The organism is Mucilaginibacter sp. UR6-1 (genome assembly GCF_020880975.1).
In the GTDB taxonomy this organism is placed as follows: domain Bacteria; phylum Bacteroidota; class Bacteroidia; order Sphingobacteriales; family Sphingobacteriaceae; genus Mucilaginibacter.
Genome location: NZ_JAJIWP010000003.1, coordinates 253,135 through 269,513 on the forward strand (window position 1 = coordinate 253,135; position 16,379 = coordinate 269,513).

The 16,379-nt window shown below is 40.5% G+C and carries 16 protein-coding genes and 5 tRNA genes; 20 read left to right on the top strand and 1 reads right to left on the bottom strand.

Annotated elements, in window-relative coordinates; genetic code table 11:
* Positions 1-31: 31 nt before the first annotated feature.
* The 5 genes from LJ707_RS11510 to LJ707_RS11530 all read left to right on the top strand — a co-directional run bounded on the left by LJ707_RS11510 (position 32) and on the right by LJ707_RS11530 (position 7,145).
* Positions 32-565, top strand: a complete 534-nt coding sequence (locus tag LJ707_RS11510) for an Mpo1-like protein (RefSeq protein ID WP_228951060.1) — start codon at positions 32-34, stop codon at positions 563-565.
* 105 nt (positions 566-670) lie between these two features.
* The gene (locus LJ707_RS11515) at positions 671-3,481 is read left to right on the top strand and encodes a TonB-dependent receptor (RefSeq protein ID WP_228951062.1); all 2,811 of its coding nucleotides are present in this window, start codon (positions 671-673) and stop codon (positions 3,479-3,481) included.
* A 145-nt stretch (positions 3,482-3,626) separates the two neighbouring features.
* Positions 3,627-4,955, top strand: coding sequence for a hypothetical protein (locus tag LJ707_RS11520; protein WP_228951065.1), 1,329 nt, complete (start codon positions 3,627-3,629; stop codon positions 4,953-4,955).
* Positions 4,956-5,349: 394 nt separating this feature from the next.
* The gene (locus LJ707_RS11525; RefSeq protein WP_228951067.1) at positions 5,350-5,670 is read left to right on the top strand and encodes a hypothetical protein; all 321 of its coding nucleotides are present in this window, start codon (positions 5,350-5,352) and stop codon (positions 5,668-5,670) included.
* A gap of 17 nt (positions 5,671-5,687) precedes the next feature.
* The gene (locus LJ707_RS11530) at positions 5,688-7,145 is read left to right on the top strand and encodes a hypothetical protein (RefSeq protein ID WP_228951070.1); all 1,458 of its coding nucleotides are present in this window, start codon (positions 5,688-5,690) and stop codon (positions 7,143-7,145) included.
* Positions 7,146-7,226: 81 nt separating this feature from the next.
* On the opposite strand, the gene LJ707_RS11535 is transcribed toward LJ707_RS11530, so the two are convergent.
* The gene (locus LJ707_RS11535) at positions 7,227-8,981 is read right to left on the bottom strand and encodes a lysophospholipid acyltransferase family protein (RefSeq protein WP_228951072.1); all 1,755 of its coding nucleotides are present in this window, start codon (positions 8,979-8,981) and stop codon (positions 7,227-7,229) included.
* Between the two features lie 86 nt (positions 8,982-9,067).
* Between LJ707_RS11535 and LJ707_RS11540 the strand changes: the two genes are divergently transcribed.
* The 15 genes from LJ707_RS11540 (at position 9,068) to rplA (ending at position 16,378) form a co-directional block, all read left to right on the top strand.
* Positions 9,068-9,901 (top strand): helix-hairpin-helix domain-containing protein, encoded by an 834-nt coding sequence (locus LJ707_RS11540; protein ID WP_228951074.1) that lies wholly within the window; start codon positions 9,068-9,070, stop codon positions 9,899-9,901.
* Positions 9,898-10,425 carry an adenine phosphoribosyltransferase gene (locus tag LJ707_RS11545; RefSeq protein ID WP_228951077.1) on the top strand — a complete coding sequence of 176 codons (528 nt, stop codon included), beginning with the start codon at positions 9,898-9,900 and terminating at the stop codon, positions 10,423-10,425. The genes LJ707_RS11540 and LJ707_RS11545 overlap by 4 nt, the downstream gene beginning before the upstream one ends.
* Positions 10,426-10,531: 106 nt before the next feature.
* Positions 10,532-10,726 (top strand): 30S ribosomal protein S21, encoded by a 195-nt coding sequence (rpsU, locus tag LJ707_RS11550; RefSeq protein ID WP_228952509.1) that lies wholly within the window; start codon positions 10,532-10,534, stop codon positions 10,724-10,726.
* Between the two features lie 90 nt (positions 10,727-10,816).
* Positions 10,817-11,710, top strand: coding sequence for a tyrosine-type recombinase/integrase (locus tag LJ707_RS11555; RefSeq protein ID WP_228951080.1), 894 nt, complete (start codon positions 10,817-10,819; stop codon positions 11,708-11,710).
* A 12-nt stretch (positions 11,711-11,722) separates the two neighbouring features.
* Entirely contained in the window at positions 11,723-12,070 is a 348-nt protein-coding gene (gene hpf, locus LJ707_RS11560; RefSeq protein WP_194102319.1) for a ribosome hibernation-promoting factor, HPF/YfiA family, read from the top strand.
* A gap of 255 nt (positions 12,071-12,325) precedes the next feature.
* Positions 12,326-12,398 (top strand) — tRNA-Thr (locus LJ707_RS11565).
* Between the two features lie 34 nt (positions 12,399-12,432).
* A tRNA-Tyr gene (locus tag LJ707_RS11570) sits at positions 12,433-12,513 on the top strand.
* 85 nt (positions 12,514-12,598) lie between these two features.
* Positions 12,599-12,671, top strand: a tRNA-Gly gene (locus LJ707_RS11575).
* Between the two features lie 88 nt (positions 12,672-12,759).
* A tRNA-Thr gene (locus LJ707_RS11580) sits at positions 12,760-12,831 on the top strand.
* A gap of 50 nt (positions 12,832-12,881) precedes the next feature.
* On the top strand, positions 12,882-14,069 hold the full coding sequence (gene tuf, locus LJ707_RS11585) for an elongation factor Tu (RefSeq protein WP_228951082.1): 1,188 nt from the start codon (positions 12,882-12,884) through the stop codon (positions 14,067-14,069).
* Between the two features lie 103 nt (positions 14,070-14,172).
* A tRNA-Trp gene (locus LJ707_RS11590) sits at positions 14,173-14,243 on the top strand.
* Between the two features lie 26 nt (positions 14,244-14,269).
* A complete protein-coding gene (secE, locus tag LJ707_RS11595) occupies positions 14,270-14,464 on the top strand; it encodes a preprotein translocase subunit SecE (RefSeq protein ID WP_228951084.1) in 195 nt (64 codons plus the stop codon).
* A gap of 12 nt (positions 14,465-14,476) precedes the next feature.
* Positions 14,477-15,019, top strand: coding sequence for a transcription termination/antitermination protein NusG (nusG, locus tag LJ707_RS11600; RefSeq protein WP_194102316.1), 543 nt, complete (start codon positions 14,477-14,479; stop codon positions 15,017-15,019).
* 194 nt (positions 15,020-15,213) lie between these two features.
* Positions 15,214-15,657: a 50S ribosomal protein L11 gene (gene rplK / locus LJ707_RS11605; protein ID WP_194102315.1), complete on the top strand. Its 444-nt coding sequence runs from the start codon at positions 15,214-15,216 to the stop codon at positions 15,655-15,657.
* Between the two features lie 22 nt (positions 15,658-15,679).
* Complete coding sequence (gene rplA, locus LJ707_RS11610; protein WP_194102314.1) at positions 15,680-16,378, top strand: 50S ribosomal protein L1; 699 nt, start codon at positions 15,680-15,682, stop codon at positions 16,376-16,378.
* Position 16,379: the final 1 nt, after the last annotated feature.

A 16,379-nucleotide genomic window follows, 5' to 3' on the forward strand; every position in this document is an offset into this window, starting at 1 on the left:
GTGCTAAGCGGAGGGTTTTCGCTTTACTACGGTGGCTCAACATAACAGATCATCACAAACAAAACCTAAAGCGCAACCCCAGCGCCGGGTTGATATGCTTTTTGCAGCTTATGAGGCTGCGCACCAGCATCCGGTAAATAAACTGGTTAGCCGTACAGCAACACCATTGCTGTTTTTTTCGGTATTTGCATTAATATGGGCATTGCCATTTCCGTATATAGCATTTTTGGGTAAGTATAATGGTTTTGTTAACTGGGCATCATTCCTGCTGGCGTTTAGCGTATTCTATTACTACCGCCTGTCGCCGGTGCTTTCCTACTTTATATTGTTCACCTATTTTGCTTTCAGCTATTTCATTATTCAATTAGAGCAGGTTGAAAAGGCCGGCGGGCCTGCATTATTTGTTGTGCCTTTAATATTGTTTGTTATAAGCATAACGGCCATGTTTATTTCGCAAACGCTTGAAAAAGGTAAGTTAAGCATGGCCAAGCAACTCAAAAATATAATTGTTGCCCCTATATATCTGTGGTACCTCATTTTGAAGCGATTGCCTCTCCGCTTTTAGAGTGTTAACATTCAATTAACATTTATACCAAATTAAGGTAATGTACCTGTAACATGCAGCTAACATTGGGTTAATAGATTTGCGCTTGATAAAAAATCAGATCAAGTGAAAAAACTATTATCATTATTGGTTATCCTGCTTGCATTAAGCGTATCAGCAGATAACTTATTTGCTCAATCAACCGGAAAAATTGCCGGTAAGATCATCGATCAAAAAACCAATGAAACTCTTATTGGTGCAACCGTAGTGGTGCAGGGTACTACTAAGGGTGCCGCGGCCAATGTTGAAGGCCGATATGTTTTGGGTGGTTTGGCACCCGGTAAGTATACTGTAGAAGTAAAATATGTAGGATATCAAGCCAAGTCGATATCTGATGTTATTGTTAAGGCCGATGCGGTAACTAACCTTGATGTTACCCTGACCGAATCAGCATCGAACGCGCTGGGCGAGGTAGTTATTAAAGCTACTTACAGGCAGGAGTCTGTTGCCTCATTATACTCACGTCAAAAAAACAGTGTACAGGTTACTGATGGTATATCTGCAGATATTATCCGCCGTTCGCCCGACCGTAACACGGGTGATGTGCTTAAACGCGTAAGCGGTACCAGCGTACAGGATGGTAAATTTGTAGTAATACGTGGTTTGGCCGAACGTTATAACGTAAACCTGCTAAACGGCTCGTTACTGCCAAGTTCAGAGCCGGATAGAAAAGCGTTTTCTTTTGATATCATCCCCGCTTCGCTTATTGATAACATCGTAGTTTATAAAACAGCTACTCCTGACCTTCCGGGCGATTTTGCCGGTGGCGCCATCAACACCATAACCCGCGACATTCCGGATACTAAATTTATGGAAGGTACCGTAAGTTTTGGTTATAACAGCAAATCAACCTTTAAGGATAATTTTGTTGATCCGCAGCCAAACGGTAAGTATGACTTTTTGGGTTTTGACGACGGCTCACGCAAATTGCCAAGTGCTTACACCAATGTAAAATCAAACTACACATCAGGTACAAGCAGCCTGCAAAAAATTGAGATAGCTAAGCAGTTTCCAAATACATTCGGTTCGCAGCTTCAAAATACACTGCCAAATTTAGGCTTGCAGTTTGCTACGGGTAACTCAAAAACGCTTAAAAATGAAAATCGCCTGGGTTACAACTTCGCCTTTAATTATAACACCGGTTACCGTATAAGCGATGGCGACCGTACACAATACAACATCTCGGCACGTGAGCAACTGCCTCCGTACAGCTTTGATCGTAATGTTTTCTCGAATGTTAAAACCCTGGGCGGCTTGCTTACATTAGGTTATACCTATGGCAAAAATAAGCTGGCCATGCGTACACTGTTCAATAACGATTTCAAGATAGACTATGAAGAAACTAAGAATGGTTTGATACGTGGTGATAATGATGCCACGCCAACCCTTTACCGTGGTTTCTCGAGCGAGAGCACTCAAAACGGTGTTTTCAATACCTTGCTTGAAGGTCAGCACACGCTTGGCGAAAATAAATTGAATATTGACTGGGCTGCTTCATACGGCCTGTCATACCGTAACCAGCCGGATCAGCGTATCGTAACCGTATTTACGCCGGAAAATGCGCCTGAGTATATCTCTTTTTCAAGCGAAAACAGCCCGCTGCCAAATACACTTGGCCGTGTTTACTCAAAACTGAATGAAAATATTTACCAGGCAAAAGTAAATGCAACCTATTCATTTAAATGGCTTGATGAATTACAGCGTTTAAAAATAGGTGGTTTAGGCTATCGTCGTGACCGCGACTTTACCATTGATGCGCTTGGTTATGTTGATATTGTAGGCAACGGTAAAAGCATTCCGTTAACCAATGGCGTTACTGTTGATAATATCTTTAGTCCTGAAAGCATCGGGCAAAACAACATCGCATTTTCAAGGCTCGATCTGTCATCTACCGATTATACCGGTACCGCTAACCAGGGTGCAGGTTATGCCATGCTTGACAATAAACTTACCGAAAAGCTGCGTTTGGTATGGGGTGCCCGTATCGAGTATTATAACCAACAGCTTGACGCACGAGGTAAAGCAGTACGCAAGTATGTTAATACCGACCTTTTACCATCAGCAAACTTAACTTACTCATTGAGTGATAAATCAAACTTACGTGCCAGTTTCTCAAAAACACTGAACAGGCCTGAGTTTAGGGAGTTGGCCGATTTCAGGTACTTTGATTATCAAACAAACTTTAACATAACCGGTAACCCTAACCTGAAAAGGGCTGTGATTACCAATGCCGATTTGCGTTTTGAATATTTCCCTACCGGTGGTGAGATAATATCAGTATCAGCATTCTATAAAAAATTCAAGGATCCTATCGAGCAGATCAACCTTGACAACGATATCCTTTCATACGCCAATGCTGAAAGTGCCAAGGATTTTGGTGCCGAAGTTGAATTAAGGAAGAAGCTTAACTTTATAAGTGATGCTAACTTTTTCCGCGACATTACTTTTTACCTGAACGCGTCATATATAAATGCAAAGGTAAAATTTGCCGACAGGGAAGTATCAACGCCACTGCAAGGGCAGTCGCCTTACCTTATCAACTCAGGTTTATATTACTCTCCTGAAAGCAGCAGCTTTACATTTAACGTATTGTACAACCGTATAGGTGAGCGTTTAAGATTCCGTGGTGTAACCGGCAGTATTGATATATACGAGAAACCGCGTGATGTGATAGACTTCCAGATCAGCAAGCGTATACTTAACAAACGTGCCGAATTGAAGTTAACCCTGTCTGACCTGTTGGCACAAACCAACGCGCTGTATTATAATTATGGCGATCAAAGCAAAACCGCTTACAACCCAAGCGAAGACAGGATTATACAAAATCGTTACTACGGTTTTAGCTCAACACTTTCATTTAAATATAACTTTAAATAATCTGCATTTAACAGCGGCTTAACCCAAGCATAATTTTAAGATTAACTACACTTTAAGTTAAGTTAACATCCTAATGGGATATTTGATCAAAATTAGAAACAGACAAATGAAAAAACACTTTTATTTATTTGGAATTGCGGGATTGATGGCTTTAGCTTCTTGCTCAAGCAGCAACAATGATGATCCAACTCCTACTCCTCCGGCAGGTGGTAACCTTGATGTAAGAGGTACTATTACCAAAGATACTCACTGGACTGCCGAGAATACTTACCGTTTAAGAGGCTATGTGTATGTGGATAACGGTGCTACTTTAACAATTGATCCGGGTACTAAAATAGTAAGTAATAAAGATTCTGCCGGTGTATTGATCATTTACAAAGGCGCTCAAATTAAAGCAGCAGGTTCTGCTGATAAACCAATTGTATTTACCTCGAACGAAACTGAGAAAAAACCTGGTGACTTTGGTGGTTTAGTACTTGTTGGTAGAGCTAAAGGTAATGGTAACCACGCAGTAATTGAAGGTGGTGTTGATGTTAATCACCAGTCTTTTGGTGGTGATAACGATGCTGATAACTCAGGTATATTACAATATGTACGTATTGAATACGCTGGTAAAGCGGTTAACCCTGGTGATGAGGTGAACGGTTTAAGTATGTACACTGTAGGTAGCGGTACTACTGTTGATCACGTTCAGATTGTACGTGGCCTTGATGATGCCTTTGAATTCTTTGGTGGTTCATTCAACGCAAAATATCTTATCGCTTACAATTGCGCTGATGATGATTTTGACTTTGATGACGGTTACCATGGTAAAATTCAGTTTGCTGTATCGGTAAAAGATCCTGCATTTACTGATAACAAAGGTACAAGCGGTGATATTTCAAACAACTTTGAGTTTGATAACACTACTGATGCTAAAGGTTATTTGTTAACTCCAAACACCTTCCCGCTGATGTCAAACTTTACTGCTATTGGTCCTAACAATGCAGCCGGTACATCAACTGATTATGGTAACAATGCCCGTTTCAGAAGAGGTGCTAAATTTATCCTGGCTAATTCAGTGGTAATGGGTGGCCAAAAAGCAGGTATCGTTATTGATAACGATGTAACTGCAAGTTACTACATATCTGGCGAAAGTGGTTTTAAAAACAGCTTACTGCAATCATACGGTGCAAACTACAAGGTTGATAAATTAACTAACACAGCTTTAATTGATGCCGCTGGTTTAAAAACGCTTGTTGAAGGCCGTGATGGTACAAAATCATATACTGATGCTGCTGCCGTAGGTTTAACAGATCCTTTCAATAATGCAACGCCAAACCTGGCTCCAAAAACAGGTACACCTGCATTAACTACTGCTGCTAAATTTGAAGGCTCAATCAATGATGCTTTCTTTACCAAAGTAACTTACCTTGGTGCTGTTGATCCGGCAAATGACTGGACAAAAGCTGCATGGGTATCTTGGAGCAGATAATATCTGGATTAAAATAATTAAATACTAATCATAAAAGGACTGCAATAAAGAACCATTGCAGTTCTTTTTTTTTAAACCTATATCTAATCTGTATCACAGAATCTTTGGAATAATAAATCCTTATTTTTTATAGGTATACTTTTTTTAAGCTATAACAGATACAACCCCGGCATAAAAACAGAGGCACTGATTTTTGACATTTACCTTTTCTAAATCACACCTAAATAACCCGAACCTTAATAATATCACATGGACAAAAAGTAATTTATATGCTTTTGTATTTATGAGTTATTAGTCTGAGCGAATAAATACCAAGCAACACTTCCCAATGCGGTACACACCTATGTGCCAAACCTATCAGGCTTAACATTCCTAAACTAAAATCTTAATTACCATGAAAAATAAGTCAATATTATTCACTTTGAGCACTATCTGTGTTTTAAGTTTTTCTGCTTGCGAAAAAAATCAAAATGTTGAACCATCTGCAACAAATAAAGATTCAGTATTAACAATAGAAGCAGGCAAGTCAAAAGATCAGGCGATCAAAAAATTTATGTCAATATCATTTGGTGTTGATACAGCAAATATTACCTATGATGCAATATCAAAAGAATATACTTTGTTCGGCCAGTTGAAATTAAAGCGAGATTCAGTTGAAAAGAATTATGATCAAGCTAATGAATACAAAGCAAAATACGAATCTCAAACAAATTAATTTAACCTGTACCTATCATGAAAAAGTATTTTATTATTTCTTTGTTTTTTATTTCATTGTTTGGAGCCAGTAAGGCTTTTTCAAGTGCACTTTCAAAATTTCAAATACAGTCAACTTACCTTGTTTCGGGTAAATTAAATGTGCCTAACTCAAGTGTTATAACTACATTTAAAGTAGATTTTGATATTACAAGGCAGTATATAAATGTAAATAATCAAAATCAACCAGAAAAAGTTGACTGGACAGTTACAGTAATGTATTCAGCATCAAGCAGCCCAGGTGCCAGTGATAATGTTGCAATATCTGATCCTTTTCGTGTAACCGAGTCTGACTTTTCAACAAACAATCCTTTGGTATATAGCAAAACAGGTCTTGAAGCTAAATTGCCTGCAAATAAAACCAGCGGGTTGATATTTTTAAAATATTCATATTACTTATGGAGCCAGGGTGTAAAATCTACCAACCCGGTTACATCAAATTCAACCACAACTTATAGTATAAGTGCAACTGCTACTAACCCAACCAATCCTACTAACCCTAATCCGCCTACAGATATTACTAAAATGCAGAATATGGGATTTTCTACAATAGGTATGCAAACCTTTTCTACCTATTATGTTGTAGAGGGTGATATAAGGATTACCAAAGCTTTATTAGCTGTAACAAATCCTTATTATGGGGTAAACAACACTTACGATCATAATATAAATATAAAGGTTGATGCTTCGGTTTGGTCAAGCAGTAACTGGTATAATGGCATTTTGGAGGCTGCCCGTGTATGGAATACAGCTAATACAGATATCAAAATAAATCTTATATATGATAGTTTCACTTATAGTATTGCACCACGGGTCGATGTTGTAGTTAAAGGTGCTTCACTTCCGGTTTCACCTACTAAAATTCCGTTTGAGGCTGAATGGGTAAAAGGTAACGGAAATCCGGGTGGTGAAATCATAGTAAATACCAACCCAGGTTACACGCTTGCTCCAAGTGGTGACGATATTTTACATCTTTTTCATGCTATTGCTCATACAATGGCATTAGGTCATACATCTTCAACAGTACCTAATCATGAAAACTCTATAATGAGCAGGGCATTTGAGGTCACAAGTGCGTGGTCTTACTTGGTTGGTAACTATGGTTTACCTTTCGCAAATGATGTAACTTATTTTAACTCGAGATATCCTGTTAACGCCAACAGTGTGATCAATTCATATATAAACGGTCCGGCTACATTCAGCTCTTCAGCATCAGTAACCTTCCGTTCAAGCTATATCTCGGCCGAAGCAGGTATTACTTACGCATGGAAAGCGGTCGGCATAAATGGTACAACTTATAACTACCAGGAGTCAGGCAGCAATCCGGCTTTGTATGATTTTGGTTTACCTGCAGGTAATTATCGTTTAGAATGTACTATTTCTGGCGGAAAGTATACTACAGAAGTAACTGCAACTAAAAATATTGTAGTAAACTAATTCAGGTCAGTTTACAATTTAGGATAAAAAAATGCCCCTGTTAATTATGTTAACAGGGGCATTTTTTGTTTGGTGATAAAATCAAGATCCCTTTGCCAGCTTCTCCAGCATTTCCTGCGGTACCTTCTCCAGGTCAAGCACCAGGAAACCGTCGAGCGAATCGGCAAACTTAGGGTCAATGTTAAAGCAAATTATCTTGGCGTTGAGGCCAATATACTGGCGGAGTAATACCGGTACCTTCATGCTGCGCACCTCAATGTCAGATATAATACTGTCCAGCATCTTAAAGTTATCTTCGCCGCCTTTTAATATGTCAGTATCTACGCTTGAGAAATCAACCTTAAACTTTTTGCGTGGTTTTACGTACTGCGCCAATTCATGGTCAAAATGATTGCGGTTAATGTAATCAACGATGAGTGATTTAGATAGCTTGGAGAACGAGTTGCTGATGCTTACCGGCCCGATAAGGTAACGGTAGCGAGGGTTTTCAACCAGGTAACGGAATATACCCTTCCACATCAGGAACAGCGGCAACGGCTTTTGCTGATACTCTTTACGGATGAATGAGCGGCCCAATTCAAGGCTTTTTCTGAGCACCGGCATCAACTGCGATTTTATTTTGAACAGCTCGGCTACATAAAAACCATTTTTGCCCATGCTGTAAAATATCTCGTCGCCAAGGCCTATGCGGTAAGCACCTACTATTTTTTTAGCATCATTATCCCAAATAAAAAGGTGGTGGTAATAAATATCATACTCATCCAAATCTATTTGCTTGTTGGTACCCTCGCCAACATCCCTAAAGGTGATCTCGCGCAGCCGGCCTATCTCCCTGATGATACAAGGTACGGTTGATGGAGGTGCAATAAACAACTCATACGTGCCCTCAGCAACGTAACGATAGGTTTCGCGTAGACTTTCAATCTCTTTTTCAATTACGGCAGCGTCAGTTTCAGCAACTATCTGCTCAGGCGTTTTACGTATCTTAAACAGGTTGCTTGGGCTAAACAGCTTTTTCTCTTCGGCAAGGCCGGCGCCCAGCGCATAAGTTTTAGCGCGCAAAAAGTTAAGTAGTTTTGGGCCGTTGTTGTTGTCGGGTATATCAGCATATTGTATTGGTTTACCAATACGAAGTTTAATAGTATGCCCCTGCTTGTTAAAAAGCTCAGATGGTAACTTGGCTGTGCGTAACGTTGGATGAATAATGCTTAGCAAATTAAACAGCAAGCCGTTATTGCCATGAAAATAGATAGGCACAACGGGCAGTTTTGCCTTGGCTATTATTTTACCCACCACAGGGTGCCACAGCCGATCGGTAACCTCGCGCTTATCAAACTTAAAGGTTGATACCTCACCTGCCGGGAAGATGCCCAGCGGTGTGCCATTATTTAATAGTTCGAGTGTGCTTTTTAACCCACTTATGCTTGATGAATGCTCAACATTTTCAAAGGGGTTAACAGCGATAAAATAATCGGCCAGGTTAGGTATCTTTTTTAACAGAAAGTTGGCCATTATTTTGGCATCAGGCCTAACAGTACAAAGTATTTTAAGCAGTACCATGCCCTCAATACCTCCGTAAGGGTGATTAGCAATGGCTATAAAGCCGCCATCCTTGGGTATGTGTTTCAGGTCGGCCTCATCATATTCAATACTTACCCCGCAGCCTTCAAGTATGGCATCTACAAAATCAGGCCCTTGTTTGGGCTGGGCCTGGGCAAACAAATCGTTCACCTGGTTTATTTTCATCAACTCCATCAGCAATGAGGCCAGGCCGGGCATTTTTAGTTTGTCCAGTTTGGTCGCCTTTGCAAATTCGTCGGTAGTTATTATCTTCATCTGTCTTTATGATCAGGTAATTTGTCTACAAAAAAACTAAATATCCGCAATTTTATCTAAATATCGGCTGTTCAACACACGCTATAATGGCATATCTTTTAAATCATCTGGCAATAAGCAAGAAAACGTGGAACGGGTTGGTTGTATTGTTCATCATTGTAGCCGCGGTGCCATTTATTAAAAATGCTTTTAACGGTTATGCCAAACCCGTTATCGATAAAAAGCAAATCATAACCTTATCAAAGCACTTAAGCTCGACAGCGGGCGAGCACCATAATTTTATTAAAACAATATCAAAGTTCAACCCGGATACCTTATCATCTGCAGGTTGGCGTAATCTGGGTTTAAGTGAGCGCCAGGTAGCAGTGATTATGCACTATAAACAAAAAGGAGGGCGTTTTTACAGTAAGGCTGATGTGGCTAAACTTTACACCATATCACCCGAAAAATATAAACAGCTTGAACCGTTTATTGATCTGCCCGTAAAAGGTGGCGCCTATCCGCATAAGCAAAAGCTTATTGTACCGGTTGAACTTAACCATGCCGACTCGGCCACGTTAACTACAGTTTACGGTATAGGCCCTGCATTTGCATCGCGCATAATCAAATACCGTACATTGCTTGGTGGCTACAACACCAAGCAGCAACTGATGGAAGTTTATGGCCTTAATGCCGAAAAGTATGCCGTGATAAGTGATCAGTTACGGGTAGATGCACATGCTGTAAAAAAGATAAACGTTAATATGGCCGAAGCAGATGAATTAAACCGCCTGCCGTACCTTAATTATAAACAGGCAAATGCCATTGTGCAGTACCGTGTGCAGCACGGCGAATATTTATCTGCCGATGATTTGGCGGATATTGTGATATTAGACCCCCGAACTATACAACAAATAAAGCCATACCTCATATATAAATGATAGAGCAGCAAATAAAGCAAGCCATACGCGATATTCCGGATTTTCCGAAACCGGGAATTGTGTTTAAGGATATAACCCCCATATTAAAGGATGCCGGTTTATGCGGCAGCATAACGGATGAATTTGTAGCAAAGCTGCAAGGGCTGCAAATAGATGTAGTTGCTGGTATTGAAAGCCGTGGCTTTTTATTCGGCCTTACGCTGGCTAATAAACTGGGCGTGCCTTTTGTGCCAGTGCGCAAAGCAGGTAAGTTGCCACATGCGGTTACTCAAAAGGTTTATGAGCTGGAATACGGCAGCGCTGCTATTGAATTGCATACCGATGCTTTTGAGCCCGGCAGCCATGTACTGATACATGATGACCTGCTGGCAACAGGCGGTACGGTAAGTGCGGCAAGCGAGCTGATACTGGAAATGGGCGGCAAAGTAGCCGGTTTTACCTTTGTGGTTGGGCTCGGTTTTTTAAATGGCCGTGAGCGCATAAAGCCTTTAAGCGATACCATAATAGTACTGGCCGAGTATTAAAAATGCAAGTACTTATTAGTCACTAAAATAAAACCAAATTAGTATTTTTAAAATATAAACATAATTCCTACCTTTGTCGTCCCTGAAAGGAGGTATTAAGGAGTATATGATCATTATCAACGTTAAAGAAGGCGAATCATTAGACAAGGCGTTAAAACGCTTTAAGAAGAAATTTGAAAAAACTGGTGTTCTTAGAGAACTTCGTAGTCGTCAGGCTTTCGAGAAAAAATCAGTTACCCGCCGTACGGTAGTTAAAAACGCTATCTACAAACAAGGTTTAAACTTAGATACTACTGCGTAATTCTTTCAGCCGATAAGAATTTCAGTTTTTCTATAAAACATATTAAAAACTATTTGTACATTCAATTTTACGGATGCGCAAATAGTTTTTATGTTTTTAGAGCGTTTTATAAATTACTTACAGTTTGAGAAGCGATACTCGCCGCACACCGTTGTGGCGTACCGTACAGATCTGGAACAATTCTTCGCTCATTTAACAGGGGATGGGCACCCGCCCGAAAACCCCGCCGATATTACCCATCATGATATTCGGGGCTGGATGGTTGCCCTTATGGATGAGGACAAGCGCAGCCCGCGCAGCATAAACCGCAAGATAGCCACCCTGCGCAAATACTTTAAGTTTTTATTACAGGAGCAACTTATTACGGCCAATCCGGCAGCAAAAGTTAATACACCTAAAATAGCTAAAAACCTGCCCGTAGTGGTGGAGGATGCCAAGCTGGCCATAATGCTAAACAGCGACATCATTTTTGATAATGGTTTTGAAGGCATGCGCGATAAGCTGGTGATAGAGCTTTTATTTGGTACAGGCATACGTTTGGCCGAGCTTTTAGGGCTTAAAGAAACCGACTTTAACCCTTATGAAGGCACAATAAAGGTTTTGGGCAAACGAAATAAGGAACGCATTATACCGGTTAACCGCGAATTGGCATTGTTACTTGCTGATTATGTGGCGTTAAAGAAAAATCAAAATTTTGATAACAATTTGTTAACGCTGATCGTTACAAATAAAGGAGCAAACGCGTATCCGAAACTAATTTATTTAATAGTGCAAAAGTACCTCTCCTATATATCAACCCAAAAAAAACGCAGCCCGCACGTGCTGAGGCATACCTTTGCTACTGCTTTGCTGAACAACGGGGCTGATCTGAATTCCATAAAAGAACTTTTGGGCCATGCCAATCTCAGTGCAACCCAGGTGTACACACACAACTCTGTTGAACGATTAAAGTCTATTTATAAACTCGCCCATCCCAAGGCATAAAAAGGAGGAAACATGAAAATCACAGTGCAATCAATCCATTTCACCGCAGACAAGAAATTGTTAGACTTTATCCAGAAAAAGGCCGATAAGCTCGACACGTTTTATGATCATATTGTAAGCGGCCAGGTTTATCTTAAACTGGAAAATGTTGAAGACGAAGCAAACAAGATAACTGAGATAAAACTGCAGCTTCCGGGCAGCCAGCTATTTGCCAAGGAGCAATGCAAGACGTTTGAAGAAGCAACCGACCTTGCCATTGAAGGCTTACGCAAACAAATAGAAAAACATAAACAGAAGAAAAATGCCAACGAAGCAGCGGCCAAAAAGTCGATTTTAACCGATGCTGAGTACGAAATATAATTTGTAAAATACTGTAAATCAAACAGCCAATCGGCGGGTATTTTGCCTGCCGATTTTTTTTATTAAAAAATTTGCAGACGCATTAAAATTTTGTAGATTTGCAGTCCATTTCGGGAGGGTGCTTTGAGTACGCTACAACACGAAAAAGGACGTTCTTTAAAATAAAAAAAATAAAGTTTGTAATTAATAAACCATTGATATCTTTGCACCCACAATTGCGGGACGATGCAGAGGGGACAGGGTTGAAAAGTATAAGCCTCCTTAGCTCAGCTGGTAGAGCAACTGACTTGTAATCAGTAGGTCATTGGTTCGATCCCGATAGGAGGCTCTTTGTTAATTTCAATAATATGGAATAACAAAACGGGGGGATACCAGAGCGGTCAAATGGGACGGACTGTAAATCCGTTGCTTCGGCTACGAAGGTTCGAATCCTTCTCCCCCCACATTATGAATTCTAAAAATCTAAATACTAAATCCAAAAGGTTATCCTTGGGGTTTGGGATTTAGATTTTAGAGTTTAAAAAAAAAGCGGAAGTAGCTCAGTTGGTAGAGCGATAGCCTTCCAAGCTATAGGTCGCGAGTTCGAACCTCGTCTTCCGCTCAGTTAACAGTATGCAGAAGGCGGTTCGCGGTAAGCAGTTTAACTGCAAACTAAAAACTGGCAACTGTAAACTGGAACTAAAATATAAGCCGACGTAGCTCAGGGGTAGAGCACTTCCTTGGTAAGGAAGAGGTCATGGGTTCAAATCCCATTGTTGGCTCAGGTAAGAGAATTATAAAAGTTAAATTAACCTACAAATTAATATAAATCATGGCAAAAGAAAAGTTTGACCGTAGTAAGCCGCACTTAAACATCGGTACTATTGGTCACGTTGACCACGGCAAAACCACCCTTACAGCTGCAATTACAAAAGTATTAGCTGATGCGGGTTTATCTGAAGCTCGTTCTTTCGATTCAATCGACTCTGCTCCTGAAGAAAAAGAGCGTGGTATAACTATCAATACTGCACACGTTGAGTATTCAACTGCTAACCGTCACTACGCACACGTTGACTGTCCAGGTCACGCGGATTATGTGAAAAACATGGTTACCGGTGCTGCTCAGATGGACGGTGCAATCATCGTAGTTGCTGCTACTGATGGTCCGATGCCACAAACCCGTGAGCACATCCTGTTAGCTCGTCAGGTAGGTGTACCTGCACTTGTTGTTTTCATGAACAAAGTTGACATGGTTGATGATCCGGAATTATTAGAATTAGTTGAAATGGAAATTCGTGAATTATTATCATTCTACGAATATCCAGGTGATGATATTCCAGTTATCCAAGGTTCTGCACTTGGTGGCTTAAATGCTGATCCGAAATGGGTTGGTAAAATCATGGAGCTGATGGACGCTGTAGATAACTACATCCCTATCCCTCCACGTTTGACAGATCTTCCATTCCTGATGCCGGTTGAGGACGTGTTCTCAATCACTGGTCGTGGTACAGTTGCTACCGGCCGTATCGAGCGTGGTGTGATCAACTCTGGTGAGCAAGTTGACATCCTGGGTATGGGTGCTGAGAACTTAAAATCAACCGTTACTGGTGTTGAGATGTTCCGCAAGATCCTTGACCGTGGTGAAGCTGGTGACAACGTAGGTTTATTGTTACGTGGTATTGAGAAAACTGATATCCGTCGTGGTATGGTTATCTGTAAACCAGGTTCAGTAACTCCTCACACAGATTTCAAAGCAGAAGTTTACGTACTTTCAAAAGCTGAAGGTGGCCGTCACACTCCATTCTTCAACAAATACCGTCCGCAATTCTATTTCCGTACTACTGACGTAACAGGTGAAATTTCACTTGCTGAAGGTGTAGAAATGGTTATGCCAGGTGATAACGTAACGATCACTGTAAAACTGATCAACGCTATCGCAATGGAAAAAGGCTTACGTTTCGCTATCCGTGAAGGTGGCAGAACAGTAGGTGCTGGTCAGGTAACTGAGATCTTAAACTAATCTCTCCTTATCCTGCAATAGCAGTAAAAGGTTAGGTTAATTATAAAACAAAGTACTCGGAAGCAATTCTGAGTACTTTGTTTAATATAACAATACTAATCACACGGGAATAGTTCAACGGTAGAATAGAGGTCTCCAAAACCTTTGATCAGGGTTCGAATCCTTGTTCCCGTGCTTATACAGAGAGAGCAAACATTAAAATGGCTAACGTAACTGAGTATATAAAAGAGTCGTACATAGAGTTGACCGAAAAGGTAACCTGGCCAACCTGGAGAGAACTGCTTAACAGCGCTATTTTAGTGTTGGTAGCAGCGATCATCATTGCTGCGGTTATTTTTGGTATGGACCAATTGATTGGTTACATCCTTAAACAATTCTATAGTTCACTGGCTTAATATTTGAATAGGATGAGTGATCAGTTAAAATGGTACGTAGTTAGGGCCATCAGTGGTAAAGAAAAAAAGGTAAAGCAATATATTGATGCCGAGGTTAGCCGCTTAGGTATATCAAACCTGATACCTCAGGTGCTTATACCTACTGAAAAGTATTACCAGATGCGCGATGGTAAAAAGATCGCCAAAGAGCGCAACTACTTTCCGGGCTACGTTTTAATGGAAGCCGCTCTGGATGGTGAGCTTGAGCACATCATAAAAAACATAAACAGCGTAATAGGTTTTTTAGGTGATAAAGCCGGAAACGCTATCCCGTTACGCCAATCAGAAGTTAACCGTATTTTAGGTAAGGTTGACGAAATGACCGCCCAAACCGAAACCATTAACGTACCATACTATGTGGGCGAGAATGTAAAGGTAATGGATGGACCTTTCAACGGTTTCAGCGGTGTAATTGAAGAGGTGAACGAAGAGAAAAAGAAGCTGAAGGTAATGGTAAAGATATTCGGGCGCCGTACGCCGCTTGAGTTGAATTACATGCAGGTAGAAAAAGAATAATTTAGTAAGCGGTAATTAGTGAGCAGTGAATAGCTGTTTACCTTTACCGCTAACTTAATATATAAAAAGAAGTTGAGTGAATGGATTAGAGGTAGAAGGTTTAACAACTCACTATTTATAAATCACCACTCACAAACAAAATGTTACATAGCTTCCACTTACTAACATTGAGTAATTATTAAAGTAAATTTAAAATGGCAAAAGAAGTCGGTGCGTTAGTAAAACTACAAGTTAAAGGCGGCGCTGCAAATCCATCTCCTCCGATTGGCCCTGCATTGGGTGCAAAAGGTGTGAACATTATGGAGTTTTGCAAGCAGTTTAATGCACGTACCCAGGATAAACCTGGTAAAGTGTTACCTGTGGTTATTACTGTTTACGTAGACAAGTCATTTGATTTTATCATCAAAACCCCTCCTGTAGCTATCCAGTTGCTTGAGGTATCAGGTTTGAAAAGCGGCTCAGCAGAACCCAACCGTAAAAAAGTTGCAACTGTAAGCTGGGATCAGGTTGAAACCATCGCTAAAGATAAAATGACTGACTTAAACGCGTTCACAGTTGAATCGGCCATGAAAATGGTAGCAGGTACTGCGCGCAGCATGGGGATCAACGTATCAGGTACGGCTCCCTGGAACAATTAATTTATAAAATCAGTTTAAGACAGTGGCAAGATTAACAAAAAATCAAAAAGCGGCACTATCCAAAATTGAGGCCAATAAAGCATACTCATTACAGGATGCATCAGCTTTGGTGAAGGAAATTTCCTTAACAAAGTTTGACGCTTCAGTAGATATAGATGTACGTTTAGGTGTTGACCCGCGTAAAGCCAATCAAATGGTGCGTGGTATTGCAACACTACCTCATGGAACCGGTAAAACTGTACGTGTACTGGTACTTTGTACTCCTGATAAAGAGCAGGAAGCAAAGGACGCAGGTGCAGATTACGTAGGTTTGGATGATTATATTGCCAAAATTGAAGGCGGATGGACTGATGTTGATATTATCATCACTATGCCAAGTGTTATGGCTAAGGTAGGTCGTTTAGGTCGTATATTAGGCCCGCGTAACCTTATGCCTAACCCTAAATCAGGCACAGTAACTACCGATATCGGTAAAGCTGTAACTGAGGTTAAGGCTGGTAAGATCGACTTTAAGGTTGATAAAACCGGTATCATCCATGCCTCAATAGGAAAGTCATCTTTCCCTGCTGAAAAAATTTATGAGAACGCGCTGGAAATTTTACAGACCATCTCAAAATTAAAACCATCAGCAGCAAAAGGAACATATTTCAAGAGTATCCACCTCTCTGCAACTATGTCGCCAGGAATTGAAATTGAAACCAAAACAGTAGCGGGGATCTAAT